This is a genomic window from Polaromonas sp. P1_H6 (assembly GCF_056405195.1).
The window spans coordinates 55928-76456 of record NZ_JBFUCN010000010.1 but is presented as its reverse complement, the minus strand read 5'-3'; the positions used below and the strand labels follow the sequence as shown (position 1 = coordinate 76456).

The 20529-nt window shown below is 65.1% G+C and carries 18 protein-coding genes; 12 read left to right on the top strand and 6 right to left on the bottom strand.

The window, feature by feature from the left end:
* Window positions 1-96 precede the first annotated feature (96 nt).
* The 8 genes from AC1D1F_RS11455 to AC1D1F_RS11420 all read left to right on the top strand — a co-directional run bounded on the left by AC1D1F_RS11455 (window position 97) and on the right by AC1D1F_RS11420 (window position 11157).
* Complete coding sequence (locus tag AC1D1F_RS11455; protein ID WP_477675192.1) at window positions 97-1551, top strand: benzaldehyde dehydrogenase; 1455 nt, start codon at window positions 97-99, stop codon at window positions 1549-1551.
* Between the two features lie 66 nt (window positions 1552-1617).
* On the top strand, window positions 1618-2385 hold the full coding sequence (locus AC1D1F_RS11450; protein ID WP_477675191.1) for a coniferyl-alcohol dehydrogenase: 768 nt from the start codon (window positions 1618-1620) through the stop codon (window positions 2383-2385).
* 87 nt (window positions 2386-2472) lie between these two features.
* Window positions 2473-4149: a DUF1302 domain-containing protein gene (locus AC1D1F_RS11445; RefSeq protein WP_477675190.1), complete on the top strand. Its 1677-nt coding sequence runs from the start codon at window positions 2473-2475 to the stop codon at window positions 4147-4149.
* Window positions 4150-4172: 23 nt separating this feature from the next.
* Entirely contained in the window at window positions 4173-5531 is a 1359-nt protein-coding gene (locus AC1D1F_RS11440) for a DUF1329 domain-containing protein (RefSeq protein ID WP_477675189.1), read from the top strand.
* Window positions 5531-6586 (top strand): WD40/YVTN/BNR-like repeat-containing protein, encoded by a 1056-nt coding sequence (locus tag AC1D1F_RS11435; RefSeq protein WP_477675188.1) that lies wholly within the window; start codon window positions 5531-5533, stop codon window positions 6584-6586. The genes AC1D1F_RS11440 and AC1D1F_RS11435 overlap by 1 nt, the downstream gene beginning before the upstream one ends.
* A 56-nt stretch (window positions 6587-6642) precedes the next feature.
* On the top strand, window positions 6643-9060 hold the full coding sequence (locus AC1D1F_RS11430) for an efflux RND transporter permease subunit (protein ID WP_477675187.1): 2418 nt from the start codon (window positions 6643-6645) through the stop codon (window positions 9058-9060).
* On the top strand, window positions 9057-10169 hold the full coding sequence (locus tag AC1D1F_RS11425) for an ABC transporter substrate-binding protein (protein WP_477675186.1): 1113 nt from the start codon (window positions 9057-9059) through the stop codon (window positions 10167-10169). Before AC1D1F_RS11430 ends, AC1D1F_RS11425 begins: the two co-directional genes overlap by 4 nt.
* A gap of 31 nt (window positions 10170-10200) precedes the next feature.
* Window positions 10201-11157, top strand: coding sequence for an alpha/beta hydrolase (locus AC1D1F_RS11420; RefSeq protein ID WP_477675185.1), 957 nt, complete (start codon window positions 10201-10203; stop codon window positions 11155-11157).
* On the opposite strand, the gene AC1D1F_RS11415 is transcribed toward AC1D1F_RS11420, so the two are convergent.
* Window positions 11140-13158: an acetoacetate--CoA ligase gene (locus tag AC1D1F_RS11415; protein WP_477675184.1), complete on the bottom strand. Its 2019-nt coding sequence runs from the start codon at window positions 13156-13158 to the stop codon at window positions 11140-11142. The genes AC1D1F_RS11420 and AC1D1F_RS11415 overlap by 18 nt on opposite strands.
* Window positions 13159-13284: 126 nt before the next feature.
* On the opposite strand from AC1D1F_RS11415, the gene AC1D1F_RS11410 reads away from it, so the two are divergent.
* The 4 genes from AC1D1F_RS11410 to AC1D1F_RS11395 all read left to right on the top strand — a co-directional run bounded on the left by AC1D1F_RS11410 (window position 13285) and on the right by AC1D1F_RS11395 (window position 16018).
* Window positions 13285-13728 (top strand): ribonuclease HI family protein, encoded by a 444-nt coding sequence (locus AC1D1F_RS11410; protein ID WP_477700725.1) that lies wholly within the window; start codon window positions 13285-13287, stop codon window positions 13726-13728.
* Between the two features lie 92 nt (window positions 13729-13820).
* Window positions 13821-14216, top strand: a complete 396-nt coding sequence (locus AC1D1F_RS11405; protein WP_477675183.1) for a RidA family protein — start codon at window positions 13821-13823, stop codon at window positions 14214-14216.
* Window positions 14217-14281: 65 nt separating this feature from the next.
* A complete protein-coding gene (locus tag AC1D1F_RS11400; RefSeq protein ID WP_477675182.1) occupies window positions 14282-14902 on the top strand; it encodes a TetR/AcrR family transcriptional regulator in 621 nt (206 codons plus the stop codon).
* 231 nt (window positions 14903-15133) lie between these two features.
* Window positions 15134-16018: an alpha/beta hydrolase gene (locus AC1D1F_RS11395; RefSeq protein WP_477675181.1), complete on the top strand. Its 885-nt coding sequence runs from the start codon at window positions 15134-15136 to the stop codon at window positions 16016-16018.
* A gap of 347 nt (window positions 16019-16365) precedes the next feature.
* Here AC1D1F_RS11395 and AC1D1F_RS11390 read toward each other — a convergent pair whose 3' ends face one another.
* The 5 genes from AC1D1F_RS11390 to speB all read right to left on the bottom strand — a co-directional run bounded on the left by AC1D1F_RS11390 (window position 16366) and on the right by speB (window position 20479).
* Window positions 16366-17160: an amino acid ABC transporter ATP-binding protein gene (locus tag AC1D1F_RS11390; protein WP_477696126.1), complete on the bottom strand. Its 795-nt coding sequence runs from the start codon at window positions 17158-17160 to the stop codon at window positions 16366-16368.
* Complete coding sequence (locus AC1D1F_RS11385; RefSeq protein ID WP_477679033.1) at window positions 17157-17822, bottom strand: amino acid ABC transporter permease; 666 nt, start codon at window positions 17820-17822, stop codon at window positions 17157-17159. The genes AC1D1F_RS11390 and AC1D1F_RS11385 overlap by 4 nt, the downstream gene beginning before the upstream one ends.
* Window positions 17819-18544, bottom strand: coding sequence for an amino acid ABC transporter permease (locus AC1D1F_RS11380; protein WP_477679032.1), 726 nt, complete (start codon window positions 18542-18544; stop codon window positions 17819-17821). The genes AC1D1F_RS11385 and AC1D1F_RS11380 overlap by 4 nt, the downstream gene beginning before the upstream one ends.
* Window positions 18545-18576: 32 nt before the next feature.
* Window positions 18577-19440, bottom strand: a complete 864-nt coding sequence (locus AC1D1F_RS11375) for a transporter substrate-binding domain-containing protein (protein ID WP_477679035.1) — start codon at window positions 19438-19440, stop codon at window positions 18577-18579.
* Between the two features lie 64 nt (window positions 19441-19504).
* Window positions 19505-20479 (bottom strand): agmatinase, encoded by a 975-nt coding sequence (gene speB / locus AC1D1F_RS11370; protein ID WP_477679365.1) that lies wholly within the window; start codon window positions 20477-20479, stop codon window positions 19505-19507.
* Window positions 20480-20529: the final 50 nt, after the last annotated feature.

Sequence of the window (20529 nt, the reverse complement as noted above, 5' to 3'; positions counted from 1 at the left end):
GGGCCTTTGCGCGCGGCGCTGGTACATGCATTGCGATACAGGAGCACGACGCGCCGATGTGGCGAGCTGATCAAACAACCGTAAGGACAAAAGCAAATGGGTGTATCCGACGCGATGGCATTTCTGGATTTTTCCGCGCTGGCGCAAGCGCCGCTGGGCGGCGGGAAGCGCGACGTGGTCGAACCGGCGACCGGCAAGGTGATGTGCACGGTGGGCATCGCCAACGCGGCGGACGTGGCCGCGGCCACGCGGGCGGCGGCCACCGCGCAAAAGCCCTGGGCCGCCCTGCCCCCGCGTGAAAGGGCCGACGTCTTCCGCCGCGCCGGCGCGCTGTTCCAGCAGCACTTCGACGAACTCGCGCTGTATGCCACGCGGGAGACCGGCGGCATATTGCCCAAGGGGCAGCACGAGATTCGTGAAGCCATCACCATCTGCCACCTGGCCGCCGCCATGCCGCTGCAGCCCCAGGGCCATGTGCTGCCCAGCGTGCCGGGGCGCACCAGCATCGCCCGCCGCGTGCCGCATGGAGTGGTGGGTGTCATCTCGCCCTTCAACTTTCCGCTGATCCTGACGTTGCGCGCGGTGGCGCCGGCGCTGGCCGCGGGCAATGCCGTGGTCATCAAACCCGACACCCGCACACCGGTGACCGGCGGCCTGATGATCGCGCGCATTTTTGCGGAAGCGGGCCTGCCCAGGGATTTGCTGCATGTGTTGCCCGGCGACGCCGAAGCCGGTGAAGCCCTGGTCACCGACCCGCGGGTGCCCATGATCGCCTTCACCGGCTCGCCCGCGGTGGGCCGGCGCATCGGCGAGCTGGCGGGCAAGCACCTCAAGAAGGTGTCGCTGGAACTCGGCGGCGCGAACTCGCTGATCATCCTGGACGATGCCGACCTGGACATCGCCGCGAGCAACGCCGCCTGGGCCGCCTACCTGCACCAGGGCCAGATCTGCATGGCCGCCAACCGCATCCTGGTGCACCAGAGCATCGCGGCCCCGCTGCTGCAGCGCCTGGTTGCCAAGGCCACGCACCTGCCGGTCGGCGACGGCGCCACCGGCCAGGTCGCGCTTGGGCCGCTGATCGATGCGCGCCAGCGTGACCGCGTGCACGCCATCGTGCAGGACAGCATCAAGGCCGGCGCGAAGCTGGAAGCCGGCGGAAGCTACGACGGCCTGTTCTACAAGCCGACGGTGCTGTCGGGCGTGAAGCCCGGCATGCGCGTGTTCGACGAAGAGACTTTCGGCCCGGTGGCCAACATCGTCACCTTCGGCAGCGACGAGGAAGCGGTCGCGCTGGCCAACAACAACAGCGGCAGCCTGGCCTGCGCCGTCATCTCCCGTTCGGTGGGCCGCGCCATGGCGGTGGGGCAGCAGCTCAAGGCCGGCATGGTCCACATCAACGACCAGACCGTCAACGACGACTGCGTCAATCCCTTCGGCGGCCCCGGCATCGCGGGCAACGGCAGCAGCGTGGGCGGCCCGTCCGACTGGGAGGAATACACGCAATGGCAGTGGATGACCGTCAAGGACACCGCGCCCATGTTCCCGTTCTGAACCAGACGTTCAGCCCCTCACCACTTCAAGGAGACCTTTCATGAATCCGCACACCCGGGAGGCTTTATGAGCCTGCAAGGCAAAACCATTGTCATCACCGGCACCTCGTCCGGCATAGGCGCCGAGGTCGCCAGGCTGGCGCGCTTCCAGGGCGCGACGGTCATCGGCATGGACCGCAACGATCCCAGCCTCACGCTGGACGGCTTCATCAAGGCCGACCTCGGCACCGCCGCGGCGATAGACGCCGCCGTGGCCCAATTGCCGGCCCAGGTCGATGCCCTGTGCAACATCGCCGGCGTACCCGGCACGGCTGACGGCGAGCTGGTGGCCCGCGTGAACTACCTGGGCCTGCGGCACCTGACGGAAAAGGTGCTGGCGCGCATGCCGCGCGGCGCCAGCATCGTCAACGTGGCGTCCATATTGGGCGCCGAATGGCCGCAGCGGCTGGCCCAGCACAAGGAGTTGGCGGCCGCCAAAGGGTTTGAAGCCGGCGCGGCGTGGCTGCGCAGCCACCCGGTGCCGCAGGCGACCTGCTACCAGTATTTCAAGGAAGCCCTGATCGTCTGGAATGCCGTGCAGTCGCAGGAGTGGTTCCTGGGCAAAGGCGTGCGCATGAACTGCGTGGCGCCCGGCCCGGTGTTCACGCCCATCCTGGGCGACTTCGTCGCCATGCTGGGCCAGGAACGCGTCCAGGCCGATGCCCACCGCATGCTGCGCCCCGGCTTTGCCGACGAGATCGCACCCGTCATCGCCTGGCTGTGCAGCGACGCCGCGCGCTGGGTCAGCGGTGCCAACATTCCGGTCGACGGCGGCCTGGCCTCCACCTATATCTGACTACCTCTAGCGACGGCACGCCAAGGATGCGAGGGCATCCATCCCCAACCCACGACAAACACGACACATAACGAGGAGACAAAAACCATGACAAAACTATTCACCCCCTTCAGGCTCAGCACGCTGGCGCTGAGTTGCCTGGCCTGCATGCTGCAGGCCCATGCCTTCGAGCTGGAATCCAGCGACCCCGACACCAAGATCCGGCTGGACTTCACACCCAAGTACAGCCTGGCCTGGCGGATGAAAGACCCGTCCGCGCTGCTCACCTCGCCGGCCGCCCGCGGCGACGGCGGCGTCACCAACGAGAACGACGGCGACCTCAACTTCAAGAAGGGCCTGATCTCCAACCGCGCCGACCTGCTGACCGAGTTCGACTACAACCGCAGCAACTGGGGCCTGCGCGTCAGCCACTCCGCCTGGTACGACTCGCAATACCTGCGCGCCAACGCCAACGACGGCACGGCCGGCGTCAGCAACTTCGCCGGCCAGCCCGCCAACCAGTTCGTCCCCGCGACGCGGGACCAGCACGGCCGCGGCGACGAATTCCTCGACGCCTTTGTCTGGGGCAAGGGATCCCTCGGCAGCATGCCGGCCTCGATACGCGTCGGCAAACACGCGCTGCAGTACGGCGAGAGCGTGTTCTTCGGCCAGAACGGCATCGCCAACGCGCAGGGCCCGGTGGACATCGCAAAAATCGTCTCGGTGCCGAACTGGCAGTTCAAGGAAGTGCTGCTGCCGGTGGAACAAATCTCCGGCACGCTGCAGGTGGCCGAGGGCGTGACGCTGGGCGGCTACTACCAGCTCAAGTGGCGGCCCAGCAAGATCCCCGGCGTCGGCAGCTATTTCTCCAACCAGGACTACATAGGCGGCGGCCGCGTCTACCTCGGCGGGCCGGTGCTGCCCACCGACACCAGCCGCGACCAGAAGCCGGGCGACAGCGGTCAGTTCGGCGCGCAGCTGCGCTGGGCGCCGGCCGGCGGCAACTACGAGTTCGGCCTGTACGCGGCGCGCTACAACGACAAGACCCCGGCCGTCCCGGTGTTCGACCTGATCAACGGCAATGTGCACAACGTCTATGCCAAGGGCATCAAGACCGTGGGCGCCAGCGTCACCTCGTCGATAGGGCAGCTCAACTGGGCGCTCGAAGGCTCGCTGCGCAGCAACGCGCCGCTGGCCAGCGATCCGGCCGTGCTGGGCGGCGCGCCCTTTATGCCGCCGGCCAACTGCGACGGCTCGTCTTCCAACCCCTGCTACGCCATCGGCAGGACGGCGCACGTGAATCTGTCGGGCATCTATGTGCTCAACAAGTCCGGCTTGTGGGACGGCGGCGCCCTGGTGGCGGAACTGGCTTGGAACCGGCTGCTGAGCGTGAGCAAAAACCCCAGCGCTGTCGGCTTCGGCGGGCTGGACCCCAACGCCACGCGTGACGCCGCGGCCTTTCGCATGATCTTCGAGCCGCAGTACTTCCAGGTGCTGCCGGGCCTGGACCTGTCCATCCCGCTGGGCCTGGGCTACAACTTCGGCGGCCGCTCCTCAGCCGTCATCAACTTCGCCGGCGGCGCCAGCAACGCGGGCGACGTGAGCATAGGCATCAAAGGCAAATACCAGAACGTCTGGAACTTCGCCCTGAACTACACCGCCTTCTTCGGCAAGGAAAACACCCTGACCGTCACCGACCCCAGCACCCCGACCCGCATGCTGTCCTATGGGCAGAGCCTGAAAGACCGCAACTACGTTTCCTTCACCGCTTCACGCACTTTCTGAAAAACATTACAGAGACAACCATCATGATGCACACCGCAAAACATTCATGGCTCGTGGCCGCCCTGCTGGCCGGCGCCATGTCCGCCCAGGCCGCCGTCACCGCCGAAGAGGCCGCCAAACTCAAATCCTCGCTGACGCCCATGGGCGCCGAGAAAGCCGGCAACAAGGACGGCAGCATCCCGCCCTGGGAAGGCGGCCTGGCCAAGGCCGCGCCGGGCTACAAGAACGGCGATGCGCGGCCCGACCTGTATCCCAACGAAAAACCCCTCCTGTCGATCAACGCCAAAAACATGGCGCAGCACGCCGACAAGCTGACCGACGGCGTGCAGGCGCTGATGAAGAAGTACCCCGACTTCCGCATCGATGTCTATCCCACGCACCGCACCGCGGCGGCGCCGCAGTCGGTGTACGACAACACCTTCAAGAATGCCACGCGGGCCAAGACCATCGAAGGCGGCTACGGCATGGAAGGCGCTTTCGGCGGCACGCCGTTCCCGATTCCCAAGGACGGCTATGAAGCCATGTGGAACCAGCGCACGGCCTGGCGCGGCGGCAACTTCGCCATGCCGATGCGTGTGTGGGTGGTGACCTCCGACGGCAAACGCACCATGGCCTCCGGCGGCACGCAGACCATACGCCAGGCCTTCTACGACAAGGACGGCAGCGCCGAGAAGTTCGACGGCTACTACCAGTACGGCAAGCTGGTGGTCAACGCGCCGGGCTCCAAGGCCGGCGAGGCCATCCTGGCGCTCGACGGCGTTTCGGAAGCCGCGCCGCGCGGGCTGTGGCAATACCTGGTGGGCCAGCGCCGCGTGCGCAAAGCGCCTTCCGTGGCCTATGACACGCCCGACTCGGTGACTTCCGGCATTGGCCTGTTCGACGAAGCGTTCACGCTGTTCGGCCCCATCGACAAGCACGAGCTCAAGCTGGTCGGCAAGAAAGAAATCTACATCCCCTACAACAACAACCGCGCCGCCTCCGCGAAGATCGAAGACCTGGTGACGCCCAACACGCTGAACCCCGCGCAGGTGCGCTGGGAACTGCACCGCGTGTGGGAAGTCGAGGCCACGCTGGCGGCCGGCAAGCGCCACGTGGTGCCCAAGCGCAAGTACTACATCGACGAGGACTCCTGGCAGATCGCGCTGTTCGACGGCTGGGACGCCAAAGGCCAGCTCTGGCGCACCAACTACGCGCTGATGCTGACGGCGCCCGACATTCCGGCGGTGACCAACATCGTGCTGTGGGGCGGTTATGACATGCAGACCGGCGCCTACTACCTGAACATGGCCTCCAACGAACTGCCCAAGCAGTACGAAATGCAGCCGCCGATTCCGCGCTCCTTCTTCAGCGCCGAGTCCCTCGCCAGCGAAGGCGCGCGCTGATGGCTGGAGTCACCCGACGGCAAGCCGTCCTGGCGGGGCTGGGCGGGATTGCCGCGCTGCCCGCCTGGGCAGCCAATGTGCCGGCGGTGCTGTCGCAAGCCGCGCTGCTCACACCCAAGGCCTTGGGCGCGGCCACGCTGGCCGTGGCACGGGCCGGTGACCGGCTGGTGGCCGTCGGCGAGCGCGGCACGGTGCTGCTGTCGGACGACCATGGCGCAAGCTGGCGGCAGGCGCAGGTTCCGGTGCAAGCCACTTTGACGGCCGTGTGTTTTGCCGACGCGCGCACCGGCTGGACTGCGGGACACCTGGGCGTGATCCTTCGCAGCGTGGATGGCGGCGCCAGCTGGCACAAGCAGCTCGACGGCGTGCAGGCGGCCAAACTCGTGAAGCAGGCTGCGGAGCGTTCAGGCGATGCCGGTGCCATGGCGCAGGCGCAGCGCCTGGTGGAAGAAGGCGCGGACAAACCTTTTTTTGACCTCGAATTCATCGACGCCCTGCGCGGCTTTGCCGTCGGCGCCTACAACCTGATGTTCGCCACCACGGACGGTGGCAAGAGCTGGACGGCCCTGGGGCCGCGGCTGCCGAACGCCAAGAACCTGCACCTGTACGGCGTGCGCGCGCGCGGCCGCATGCTGGTGATCGCCGGCGAACAAGGCCTGCTGCTGCGTTCCACCGACGGCGGCGCCAGCTTCAGCGCGCTCGCGTCGCCCTACAAGGGCAGTTTTTTCGGCCTGCTGCAAACACGCGGCGGCGCGCTGGTGGCCTACGGCCTGCGCGGCTCGGCGTATCGCTCCGCCGATGAAGGCCTGCACTGGGACAAGCTGGACACCGGCCTGCCCATGGCGATCGGGGCCGGCATGGCTTTGCCGGACGGCGGCTTTGTGCTGGTAAGCCAGGCGGGCGACGCCCTGGTGGGCGGCGCGGACGGGCCCGCCCTGCGGCGCATCCCGGCGCGTGAAGCGGTTCCGGTTTCCGGCGCCGCCCTGGCGGCCGACGGCAGCCTGGTGCTGGCGAGCCTGCGCGGCATGCGGCGTGTGGAACTGCCCGCCAGCTAAAAGAAAAAAAGAAGAGAACCACCCGGAGACCAGCGCCGCGCACGCGGCAAGACTTTATGCACGCCGATTCATCCTCCTCCACCCAACCCGTTGTCGCGCGGCTTGAAGATTTCGACACGCGCTCGGGCACGCTGCTTGAGCGCGCTTTTTTTAACCACCGGCCCTGGGTCATGGCGGTGTGCGTGCTGCTCACCCTGTTGCTGGGCTGGCAGGCTACCAAGTTGCGTCTGAACGCGAGTTTTGAAAAAACCATTCCGACGGGCCATCCCTACATCGTCAACTACCTGGCGCACAAGAGCGACCTGGGCGGCCAGGCCAATGCGCTGCGGCTGGTGGTGCAGGCCCGGCAGGGCACGATCTTCGACAAGGCCTATCTCGACGCACTGCAGAAGATCAATGACGAGATCTTCCTGCTGCCCGGCGTGGACCGCCCTTTCATGAAGTCGCTGTGGACCTCCAACACCCGCTGGGTGGCCGTGACCGAAGAAGGCCTGGACGGCGGGTCGGTGATCCCCGACGCCTACGACGGCTCGCCCGCCAGCCTGGCCGGCTTGCGTGCCAACGTCGAGCGTTCGGGCGAGATCGGCCAGCTGGTCGCGGGCGACTTCAAGTCCAGCATCGTGTTTGTTCCCCTGCTGGACCGCAACCCCGAAACCGGACAGGCGCTGGATTACGGCGAGTTGTCCCGGCAGATCGAAGTCCTGCGCGCCAAATACGGCAGCGACACGCTGCAGGTCCGCGTGACCGGCTTCGCCAAGGTCGCGGGCGACCTGATCGAAGGACTGCACCAGGTGCTGCTGTTTTTTCTGCTGGCCCTGGCCATCACCACGGTGGTGCTGTTCGGCTACACGCGCTGCAAGCGCAGCACCGCGCTGGTGGTGGCCTGTTCGCTGGTGGCGGTGGTCTGGCAGTTCGGCCTGCTGGCGCTGCTGGGCTACGAGCTCGACCCCTATTCGGTGCTGGTGCCTTTCCTGGTGTTCGCCATCGGCATGAGCCACGGCGCGCAGAAGATGAACGGCATCATGCAGGACATAGGCCGCGGCACGCACCGTGTCGTGGCCGCGCGCTACACCTTCCGGCGCCTGTTTGTCGCAGGCCTGACCGCGCTGCTCTGCGATGCCGTGGGCTTCGCGGTGCTGGTCATCATCCAGATCAAGGTCATCCAGGACCTGGCCCTGATCGCCAGCATAGGCGTGGCGGTTCTGATCTTCACCAACCTCGTGCTGCTGCCCATCCTGCTGTCCTATGTGGGTGTGGCGCCCGCCGCCGCCGCGCGCAGCCTGCGCCAGGAAACACCGCAAGGGACGCAACGTTCATGGCTGTGGGCCTTGCTGGACCATTTCACGCAGAAGCGCTGGGCTACAGCGGCGGTGATCGTTGCCACCCTGATGGCCGCGGGTGGCTATGCCATCAGCCTGCATCTGAAGATCGGAGACCTGGACCCAGGCGCCTCCGAGCTGCGCCCCGGCTCGCGCTACAACCAGGACAACGCCTACCAGATCGCCCACTACGCGGCCAGCGCCGACATCCTGACCGTGATGGTGACCACGCCCGCGGATAAGTGCACGGCCTATGGCACGCTGGCCAAGGTGGACGCCCTGGCCTGGCAGCTGGAGCAGCTGCCCGGGGTGGAATCCACCAACTCCATGGCCGCGCTGTCCAAGCTGGCCATGGTGGGCTACAACGAGGGCAACTTCAAGTGGTTTGAACTGCTGCCCAACGAAGGCGCCCTGGGCGGCGTGCAGACGCGCGCGCCGCGCGAGCTCTTCAACCAGAGCTGCTCATTCCTCGCGCTCTACGTCTACCTGAAAGACCACAAAGCCGAAACCCTGGCGCGCGTGGTGGCCGACGTGGAGCGCTTCGCGGCCTTCAACAACACGCCCGACGTCAGCTTCAAGCTGGCGGCGGGCAGCGCCGGCATAGACGCGGCCACCAACATCGTGGTGGGCAAGGCCATGCGCGAGATGCTGCTGTGGGTGTATGCGGCGGTGGTAATTCTGTGCTGGATCACTTTCCGCTCCTGGCGCGCGGTGGTGGTGGCGGTGCTGCCGCTGGTGCTGACCTCGATCCTGTGCGAAGCGCTGATGGTGGGCCTGGGCATGGGGGTGAAGGTCGCCACGCTGCCGGTGATCGCGCTGGGCGTGGGCATAGGCGTGGACTACGCGCTGTATGTGCTCAGCATCACGCTGGCCCGCATGCGGGAAGGCGCCAGCCTGTCCGAGGCCTACCACCATGCGCTGCAGTTCACCGGCCGCGTCGTGCTGCTCACCGGTATCACGCTGGCGCTGGCCGTCGGCACCTGGGCTTTCTCGCCGATCAAGTTTCAGGCCGACATGGGCATCCTGCTGGCCTTCATGTTTGTGTGGAACATGGTGGGGGCGCTGGTCCTGTTGCCGGCGCTGGGCTACTTCCTGCTGCGGCCGGCCGTGGATGCCGCGAGCCCCGTGCCCAAGGGCGCAAGCGCGCTGGTATGAGCGCGCGCGCACTCATTGCCGCGGCGATGCTGCTGTGCGCTTGCACGGCAGGCCAGGCCGCGCCAGAACCCATCGTCATCGGCCAGTCGCTGCCGCTCACCGGCGCGGGTTTTCCGGTCGCCAACCGCGTGCTCGCCGGCGCCCGCGCGCATGTGGAGCGCGTCAACGCGTCGGGCGGAATTGCCGGACGCCCCGTCGAGCTGGTGACGCTGGACGACGGCGGCGACCCCCGGCGCGTGGCGGCCAACCTGCGCACCCTGGTGAGCCGGCACAAGGCGGTGCTGATCGCCAATTGCCTGGGCGAGCGGGCCTGCCTTGAAGCCGCCCAGGCCACGCGCGAACTTCGCGTGCCGCTGGTCGGCCCGATGTCGGGCGCGTCGGCTTTGCGTGCTCCCGATGTCCGCCATGTTTTCAGCCTGCGGCCGGACGACGCGCGGGAGGCCGAGGCGCTGGCGCGCCAGCTGGCATCCATCGGCGTCACCCGCGTGGCGGTACTCGCCGACGATTCCGAACCGGCGCGCACGGCGGCGCTGGTGGCGGCCTTGCAACGCGACGGCCGGCAAGTCACGCGCATCACCGCCGACGCACGGCTGGCGTCCATCGAAGCGGCTTTCCGCGACGTGGCCAGGGCTGCGCCGCAAGCCCTGGTCCTCAACCTGGGCAACGAAGTGCTGGATGCGCTGGGCCGGCTTCCGGCCTCGGCCTATGACAGCGTGCCGTCGACCGTCGCCACTTTGTCGACGGCGGGGCTCACGCAGCTGACACGGCTGTTTCGCAACCGGCTGGTGGGCTACACCAGCGTGGTGCCGAATCCCGAGGTGGCACGCCTTCCCATCGTGCGTGAACTCGAGCGCGATGCCGACGATTTCATCGGCCCCGAGGCGATGACCTTCGAAGGCCTGGAGTCCTACCTGAACCTGCGTGTCTGCACCGAAGCCTTGCGCCGTGCCGGCCCGCGCGCCGACGGCCAGCGCCTCGGCGAGGCGATTGAAAGCCTTGGCGCACTGGACCTGGGCGGCTTCAGGCTCTCGTTCGGCCGGGAGCGGCACCACGCATCGGACCATGTCGAGATCGGCATGCGCGCGCGCGACGGCAAATTAATTAGATGACCACATGACCCACCCACGAGGAGACTCTCGAATGAATTCTGTTGTGAAGCCGGTGCTGGAGACGGCCGATATGGACCCTGGCCTGGCCGGCTTTCTGGCCCAGGCCGCCGCGCAGGGCAACCCGCCGCTGGAAAGCCTGCCGCCGGCCATCGCGCGGCAGGTTTACCGCGAACTTGCCGACACATTGGGCCTGCCGGCCCCGGCCATCGGGAAGGTGAAAGACATCAGCTTCCCCGGACCGGGCGGCCCGCTGTGCCTGCGCACATACAGCCCCGACGCCCCAGGCCCCTGGCCCGTGCTGCTCTACGCACATGGCGGCGGTTTTGTCATAGGCGACCTGGAGACCCATGACAAGGTCTGCCGCACGCTGTGCCACCACAGCGGCATGCTGGTCGTGGCGGTGGACTACCGGCTGGCGCCCGAACATCCCTTTCCCGCCGCGCCGGACGACGTCGAGGCCGCCTTGCGCTGGGTGCTCACGAACCCCGCCGCGCTGGGCGGCGACGCCGGCCGCATCGCGGTGGCCGGCGACAGCGCCGGCGCGCAACTCGTGCTGGTCGCAGCGCGCCGCGTCAACGCAAGGGCCGTCCGTGCCCTGGGCCTGATCTACCCGGTGGCGCAGCACCCCAGCCAGCCCAGCGCCTCCTACCCGGAGAACGAAGGCAAATTTCTCACCATGGACGTGATGCGGTGGTTTATGGCCAGCTACCTCGGCAAGCAGCCCGATGCGGACAAGCACCCCGACTTTGCCTTGCTGGACTCAGGCGGCCTGGCCAGCCTTCCCGCCACCTGGGTGGCCACCATGGGCCATGACCCGCTGCGCGACGAAGGCCACGCCCTCGCACAGCGCGTGGCCTCGGCCGGCGTGCAGGTGGCGCACCGGCACTACCCGGAGGCGATTCATGCCTGTATTCATTTCACGGCGGTGTCGCCGGTAGGCCTGCGGGTCATGACGGACCTGGCGCTGTGGCTACGCCAGCGGGTTTGACGGCTTCCCGGCACGCTGGCGCGCAAAGGCCACATACCAGTCCAGGCAAGCGGGGTTGGCCATCGCATCGCGGTTCAGCACTTTCTCGAGCGGCTGGCCCAGCAGCAGCTTCTTGATCGGCAGCTCCTGCTTCTTGCCGGAGAGCGTGCGCGGAATTTCGGGCACGGCAAAGATCTCGTTTGGCACAAAGCGCGGCGACAGCGCGGTCTTGACGGCCTGGTTGAGTTTGGCCTTCATCGCCTCATCCAGTGCCTGGCCGGGACGCAGCACAACGAAGAGCGGCATATAACTTTCGCGGCCCAGGTATTCGAGGTCGACCACCATGGAGTCCAGCACCTCGGGCAGCGCCTCGATGGCGCTGTAGAGCTCGCTGGTGCCCATGCGCAGGCCGTGGCGGTTGATGGTGGCGTCGCTGCGGCCGTAGATGATGCAGCTGCCCGAGGGCGTGACCTTGAGCCAGTCGCCATGCCGCCAGACACCGGGGTAGGTGTCGAAGTAGCTTGCGAGGTAGCGCTGATTGTCTTTGTCGCCGACGAAGTAGAGCGGCATGGACGGCAGCGGCTGCGTGCAGACCAGCTCGCCGACCTCATCGACGACGGATTCGCCCTTGTCGTTCCAGGCCTCGACGGCGCAGCCGAGGATGCGGCATTGCATTTCGCCGGGGACGACGGGCAGCTCGCGGTTGCCGCCAATGAAAGCGCCAGCGAAGTCCGTGCCGCCTGAAATATTGCACCACCAGATGTCGGGGTTTCCAATCTTTGCGAATTGCGCTGTGCCCCAGCGCTGTGTGTCCTCGCTCAGCGGGGAGCCGGTGGTTCCCAGGGTGCGCAGCCGGCTCAGGTCTCCGCATTGCGCAATGTCAATACCCGCCTTCATGCAGTTGGCAAAGAAGGCCGCGCCCGCGCCGAAGAAGGTCGCGCGGGTGTTCGCGACAAAGCGCCACAAGGTGGTCCAGTCGGGCTTGTCCTTGTTCGTGCCGGCCGGGTTGCCGTCGTAGATGCAACAGGTGGTGCCATTGAGCAGGCTGGCGGCCTGTACGTTCCACATGATCCAGCCGGTGGAGCTGTACCAGTGAAAGCGTTCTGGATTGGCCGGGTCGGCATAACTGGGTGCCAGGTCGTTGTGCAGGCGCAGCAGCGCCAGCCCCACCAAGGCCACGCCGCCATGGCCGTGGACGATGGGTTTGGGCAGGCCGGTGGTGCCGCTGGAATAGACGATCCACAGCGGGTGGTCGAAGGGCAACCACAGCGGCTCGAAGGCTTTGGTCTGGGCGTCGTCGCGCGCGACGGCCTGCGCGAAATTCGCGTGGCATGCCGGCACATCCGAGACCGGAAGAATCTCGTGAATGAGCACATGCGTGACGCTGGGCAGGGCCGCAACCAGTTCGGCCACTGCCTCGCCGCGCGCCATGTCGCGCCCGCCGTAATGCACACCGTTGCAGGCGATCAGCACCTTGGGCGCAATCTGGCGAAAGCGGTCCAGCACGGCGGGCGTGCCCATGTCGGGCGCGCAGACGCTCCAGACGGCGCCCAGGCTGACCGTGGCGAGAAAGGCAACCATGGTTTCGGGCGTGTTGGGCAGGTAGGCGGCCACGCGGTCGCCGGGCTGCACGCCCTGGGCCTGGAAGTGCAGGGCCAGCGAGGCCGCCTGGCGGCGCATCTCGGCCCAGCCGAGTTCGCGCGCCGCCTCGCCCTTCGCCAGGCTGGCTTCGCCGTGGCTCAGGATGGCGGGCACGCCCGCCGCTTCGGCCGCGGCCGCATGGCGGAACACCTGCTGCGCGTAATTGCCCTGCGCGCCGGGAAACCATTCAGCCCCGGGCATGGTGCGCCGGCCCAGCACGGCCGTGTGCGGCGTGGGCGACTGGACCTCGAAGTAATCCCAGATGCTTTGCCAGAAGGCGTCGAGGTCGCTGACCGACCAGCGCCACAGCGCGTCGTAGTTGTCGAAGGACAGGCCGCGTGTGGCCTGCAGCCAGTTCTGGTAGTGGCGTATCTGGAACATGGCGCAACCATAAACCAAGTCGGAGCGGAGGCTGACCGAAAGGCGTGAAGGCCGTGGCTTATATTGCTGGACCCGACCATGAAAATCGGCGGCATGCGGATGTCGCCATTCGCCTGGAACTGTTTATTGACCGAAGAAGCCTGGACGATCCACTGCGACGGCAGCGCCGTGCCCAACCCCGGCCGCATGGGCCTGGGCGCGGTGCTCACTGCGCCTGACGGCACGCGGCATTCGCTGTCCGCCCTGGCCGAGGGGCGGGGCTGCAACAACGAGGCGGAACTGCGCGCGCTGATGGCAGCGCTGCGGGAAGCCAAACAGCGAGGCGCGGCCGCGCTGGTGATTCATTGCGACAACAGTGTGGTCGTGAAACAGCTGTCCGGGACCGCCCTCGAACCCTTTTTACGCCTGGTCCCGCTGTTTGACGAGGTGCGTACCGAGTTGCGGTCCTTCACGTCAGCGCGGTTGGTGTGGATACCACGCCACCGCAACCGCGAAGCCGACGCCCTGGCCAGGGCGGCTGTGGGGCTGCTGCCCAAGAAGCCGGCCACGCCTGCCAGGCGCCGCCGTTAGCGGCAGCTATGCTTCGTCCTGTCGCGAAGCATGGCCGTGCCCTTGCGGGGTACAAAGGCAGCAGTACCCGCAACTCCACCCGGAACACCGCCATGGCCAAAGAAGTTATTCGCGTCGAGCCCCTTTCCACCTGGCTGGAGCGATGGAAGGCGCCCACTTCGGTGATGACGCGCCATCGCGACACGGTTTATGTCTCCGGCCTGCCGCCGTTTGACCCGGCCACGGGCGAAGTCATCATCAATGCCTCCCTTGAACGCCAGACCGAGCTGGTGCTGGAGCAGATGAAACTTTGCCTGGAGACGGCGGGCTCCTCGCTGGGCAAGGTGTTGAAGTGCAACGTTTATTGCACCTCGGTCGAGAAGTTCGCGGCAGTCAATACGATTTACGCCCGGTACTTTCCCAAAGACCCGCCGGCCCGGATTTTTGTCTGCGTGCCCGCCTGGCCAGGGCACTTTGACATTGAGATCGACTGCATTGCAGCCTGCTAGAAGGCTAAAAACCGAGATTCCAGGACGGGATTGCCATTTCGCACAATCGTGCTAATATTCGCGCCATGGACGCCAAAACCCAGAAAAGCGAAATGACCCGCGCCGCCATCATTGGCGCCGGCATTGACCTGGCCGCGGCGGACGGCCTGGAGGCTATCACCTTGCAGGCAGTGGCGGACCGCATCGGTCTTTCCAAGAGCGGCGTGTTTTCGCGCATCGGCTCGCGCGAGGCTTTGCAAAAGGCCGTGATTGAAGAATTCGGCCGACGTTTCATTGCCGATGTGTTCGTGCCCGCCATGCAGCAGCCCAAGGGCTTGCCGCGGCTGGAGACCATCGTGCAGCGCTGGATTGTGCGTACGCGCGATGTCGAGGCCAAGTCGGGCTGTATTTACACTGCGGGCGCCTTTGAGCTGGACGACCGGGAAGGCGAGTTGCGCGACCTGCTGTTCGGCGAGGTCACCCGCTGGCGCGCCTCGTTGCGGCGCACCGTGCTGCAGGCCATGGAGGCCGGTCAACTGAAGGCCGACACCGATGCGGAACAGCTGGTCATGGAAATCAGCAGCATTGCCATGGGGATGCTGCACGATGCCCGTTTTCTGCGCGACCCACGCGCGGCGGAACGGGCTCAGGCATCCTGGGAGCGCCTGATCAAGAGCTACCAGACAGAGGCAATCACCAACAAATAAGAGACAAGGCAAGGCGAAAGAGGCAGCAGTGCTTTTTTCAGTGTTTGGGTAACTTTTAATTTCGCACGACTGTGCGGAGAAATGAGGAAATCATGTTGATCCTGATCATCGGTTTAGGCGTATTTCTTGGCGTTCGCACCGTGAGGGCGGTTCTGGCTTCGCTACGCAGTTTGCCGCGCAGCAACGAAGACTGGATCTGGTACTGACATCCAGAAGAAAAAGGAAACCGCCATGACACGCACCTCCCTGCAGGCCACCACGGCCTTTTACAACGCCAGCCCCCTGACGCGCATCTTCCGCTGGGGCCTGGGCGCTTCGCAGCAACTGTGGCCGTCGCTGGCCGTGCGCGCGGCTTACCGCCTGTTCGGCACGCCGCTACCGCCCAAGTGGGTGAGCCGCCGCAGAAAGTGGAGCCCCGACTGGCACATTGAGCAATGGCCTTTTGAAGACGCCAGCGTGACGATGTACAGCCGCCCCATCGCGCCGGCCGGCCCGGTGGTGCTGCTGGTGCACGGCTGGGGCGGGCATGCCGGACAGATGCTGGCACTGGCGGAGGTCTTGAGTGCGCAAGGCCTGCGGCCGGTCATTATTGAAATGCCGGCGCACGGGCGCAGCAGCGGTTCGGTCACCAACCTGCCGCAGTTCGCGCGCGTGCTCGAGTACGTGACGGCGCGGCTGCTGCAGCAGGGCCACACCCTGCGCGCGGTAGTGGCGCATTCGCTGGCGGCCAATGCCGGCGCGTATGCGGCCAGCCGCGGGCTGGCGGCCGGCCGCCTGGTGCTGCTGGCACCGCCGGCCTCGCCGCTCGAATACACGCGGCTGTTCGCGCACGTGTTCGGCCTGCGCGAATCCACGCGCGCGGCCATGCAACGGCGCATCGAGGCGCGCGAAGGCATTTTGATGCCGCAGTTCGAGCCCGCGGCGGTCGGCCCACGCATCAGCCTGCCCACGCTGGTGGTGCATGACCGGCAGGACAGCATCAACCGCTTCGCCGACGGCGTGGCCTATACCGAAGCCATCGCCGGCGCGCGCCTGCTGGCCACCGAAGGCCTGGGCCACCGCAAGATCCTCAAGGACGACGAGGTGCTGAGGCAGGTGGCCGCATTCCTGGCCTGACGAGGGTGCTGGTCCTTTTTTGTTTTTGAAAACTCGCCCTGAAAAAGCGGCAGCTTTCTGGAAACCCAATTGGATCGCGTGGAGTCGCCGTCAGTGGTCGGTCACGGCGACCCGCAAGGGGGCCCAACCCAGCCGGTAAACGGATCCCGCTTGAGCGCCTGCAGTACAGCGAAAGCGGTCCTGCCGAAGTTGAAATTGACCTCCTGATACCGGCCACTGGTGCCAAACATCCAAGGATCAGCCGTCGAACCGCGATGTCGGCACCAAAGTGCAAACGCACTTGACCAGAGGCAATCGCCGGCACTTGGGAGTGGCGCAACGCGCCGGGCTTCAGATTGAGCCCAATATCAGGTGATCGGCAAACTTCGTCTCACCCACGGCGCCAGAAATGTCTGTATCCGCGGGTGCGCAGGACGCCGGATGATTTCATCGGCCGTCCCAACCGCCACCAGTTCGCCTTTTTCCATGAAGGCGATGCGGCTGGCCACTTGCGCCGCGAAACTCATTTCGTGTGTGACCATCACCATGGTCATGCCATCGCGCGAGAGCGAGAGAATGACTTCCAGCACCTCATCAACCAACTCGGGGTCCAGCGCGGAAGTAGGTTCATCCAGCAGCATCACTTGCGGTTGACCGGCCAGGGCACGGGCAATGCCAACACGTTGCTGCTGGCCACCGCTCAGGGCTGCCGGACGCAGATCTGCCTTGGCAGTCAGACCGACCCGGTCCAGTGCCGCCATGGCCATCTGCCGTGCCCGCACTTCGCCGAGGCCTCTTGCCAGAAGCAGCGGGGCCATCACGTTGCCCAATGCCGTCATGTGCGGCCACAGATTGAACTGCTGAAACACCATGGCCAGCGGTGCGCGCGCGGCTGCGATTTCACGCTCACTGTCACGCACCCGGCGACCGTCCTGCATTTGACGCACACCCAGCGGCGTTCCCCGGATCAGGACTTCCCCTTCGTCGTGCTCATCCAGAAAGTTCATGCAGCGCAAGGCCGTGGTCTTGCCGGAGCCCGATGGGCCAATCAGCACCAGCACTTCGCCACGATGCACTTCAAGATTGATGCCGCGCAGGACCCGGTGCGTGCCGAACGACTTTCCAACCTCTCGCATTGCGATCATGGGCAAGGAATGATTCATCGGGGACTCCTGGGGTTTGCAGGGAAAGCCGCTCCCAGCCGGCGACCGGCTGCGCCGATGAGCAAGGTCATCAACCAATAGCAAGCGGAGAGCAGCAGATAGGGCTCGAAATAGGCGAATTTCTCGGCAACAATGTGACCCGTCGCCATGGTCAATTCCGGGTAGGTAATGATGGACGCCAGGGCCGATTCCTTGAGCACCAAAATGGTTTGGTTGGCCAGCAGCGGCACGCTCATGGCCAGCGCCTGGGGCATTTCAATGACGCGAAATGCCTTGAAGCGACTGATGCCCAAGGTTGCAGCGGCTTCCAGTTGACCTTTGGGAATGGTGTCCCAGCAGCTACGGAAAATTTCAGCGAAATAGGCCGAGCTATACACCGCCAATGTGATTGCGGCAGCCTGCAGCGGTGACAGCGTAATGCCCAGACCCGGCAATCCAAAATAGACGATAAAGAGTAGGGCCAGGAACGGCGTGAAGCGCAATACGCTGGTGTAGACGAGCAGAATGGCGCGGACTTTCCGACCGCCAAAGATGCGCAGCATGTTGAGGCCGAATCCCAGCAGCAATCCGCCAACGGCTGCAATCAGCACCAGCACCACGGTATGCCACGCAGCAACGCCGAAGGCAGGGAGAATGCTCTGTATGAGATCGAAATCGATCATGTAGGCGACCCCCCGAACGGCGATGCGAGAATTGCATTGCTGACCGGTCTGAACCGCCGTTCGGCCAGCTTACGTTTGACGACCCAGCCTGCAGCGACAAGCAGCAGCGCCAGCAGCAAATAGCTGACGGCAACTGCAAGGTAAACCTCCAGTGGCCGGAAATTGCCGGCGACGATCTGGCGGCCGATGCGGGCCAGATCGGTAACGGCAATGACCGAAACAATGGCGGAACCTTTGAGCACGTCAATGGCTTCTGAAACCAGCGTGGGCCAGACGGCCACAGCGATCTGCGGCAACTGGATCTGGCTGAAGGTCTGCCGGGGTGTGAGTCCGAAGACTCTGGCCGCCTCTATCTGACCATGCGGAATGGCCGCCAAACCGGCTCTTAATATCTCACATTGAAAGGCTGCCGAGTTGAGGCCCAGGGCCATCATGGCCGCCAGGGGCGGAGGCAGGTCAACACCGAGCGCCGATGGCAGGTAGAAGAGCATCAGCAACTGCACCAGCAGGGGTGTCCCCCGAAAAAAGCTCACGTAAAGCGCCACGGTCCGCTGGCGCAACCCCAACAGGCCGGGGCGCAAGGAGAGGCCCAGCAGGGCCGCCCCCATTGCAAAACCACAGACGATGGCCACCAGCGAGAGGCCCAATGTGGTGGCCGCACCCTCAGCCAGTCGCGGCAAGTAGCCCAACAAGCGAGCACCCAGGGTGGTATCTGTGAGCATGGGGGGTACTAACGGCTAAAAACCGATTGCCTTCACATCGATGGAACCGGCACTGCATCCACCGGAGTGTCCATGGTGAAGCCGAACCACTTCAGTTGGAGTTCCTTGAGCTTGCCGGAACGCGCCGCCTTGGCGATGCCGTCATTGAAGAATTTCACCAGGGACGCGCTTTCGGCATCCTTGCGTCCGACCCAGCCAAAGTAGGTTTTGGCTCCGATGGATTCGGGCACTACGGCATACAGGTCGCCACGTGTCTTCACCAGTGTGGAGAGATTGGACAGACTTTGTGCAACCGCATCCAGGCGGCCGGCGGTGAGGTCTGCGTACGCCTCATCAAAGCCGGTGTATTCCCGGATTTCCTTCACGCCGGGACGACCGGCTGCCTTCAATTTGGCGTCAAACGACTGCAGCGCCTTGAGCTGTGCCGATCCCGCTTGCGAGCCCACCACCTTGCCACTGATGTCGTCCGGTTTGGCCAATGCTGCATCCGCCTTGCGCTTGACCAGCGAGACGGTCGCGTCTGCAATCGGCAGGGTGAAGGCGAACTTGTCAGCACGTTCTTTTGTCATCGTCACAGACGTGATGACAAAGTCAAACCGCTTGGCAGCCAGTCCGGGCAGGATGCCTTGAAAAGGCAAGTCGAGTTGCTTGACGGCCACGCCCGGCAGGTCGGCCAGGATCAGGTTCATAAGGTCAGGTCCATAGCCGACGATCTTGCCGTCATTCACGTACTCGAAAGGAGCGAACTGCGCTTCGGTACCGACAACGATTTGCTTCCTGCTTTTCAGTTCGTCGAGCAAACTGCCCGCGATGGCATGGGACGACAAAAAGCCGCAGCCTGCAAGGATGGTGGCAGCAATGGACCAACGGACAAAGTGACGACGTGGCGTTTTCATGGCGATTTCCTGAGGTTGATGAAGGGTGAAGAATGGGTGGATGTAGAGTCAGAAGCGAAATACGTCAATCAGCCAACCGGTTTCGGGCATGAAAAATGAAGCCGATGCTGTTGAGCAATAGTTGTGCCGCCAGGATGGAGGTAACGCCCGCCGGGTCATAAGCCGGGGCAACTTCCACCAGGTCCATACCAACAATGCGCCCGCCACTGCGCAGCGCAAGTGCTCGGATGATTTCCAGTATCTCGTAGTACAGAAAGCCGCCATGGCTCGGGGTTCCGGTGCCAGGCGCAATCGAAGGATCAAAGCCATCAATGTCAATGGTGAGGTAGTAGGAGACTCCTTCCGGAATCCGGGCCAGCACGCCGGCCGTTCCCAATTGGCGGACCTGGCGCACCGACAGGATGGTGGAGCCGGCTTCACGGGCGGCGTCGTAGTCGTCCCGGTTGGAAGAGGAGACGTTGCGGATGCCGATTTGGGTCATGCCGACCACGTGCGCCATTTCGGAAGCCCGGCGCAATGGGTTGCCGTGGCCATACCGAACGCCATGGCGTTCGTCGACAAAGTCCAGATGGGCATCCACATGCAGGATGTGAATCGGTCCACGCCCTTCAAAGGCCCGCATAACGGGCGCATGGATAGAGTGGTCGCCACCTAGCACTACGGGCATGGCGCCTTTTTCAAGTATCTTGCGTACTGCACGTTCAATGTTGGCGTTGCTCTTGACCTGGTCGGTATGCACGATATCGGCATCGCCAACATCCACCATGCGCACCTGGTCTTGCGTCAGGTACATGGTGTCATCCTCATGGTCGTAGGCGCCACCATGGCCGAAAGAAAAGAGGGTGGATGCTTCGCGGATGCCCCGGGGTCCAAAGCGCGCACCGGGCCGCCACTGGGTGCCCATGTCATTGGGTGCCCCCAGCACCGCCACATCCGCATCAATGTGATCCCAGTCGGTGCAGGGGCGTGATTTGGCGAAGGTGCAGTGACCCACAAAGGGCAGGTCAAGGCGACCCTGGTCGTACGCGTTGTCAGACATATTGGTCTTTCTTTTCAAGAACTTTCGCGGCTTTGCTCGCTCGCTATGGG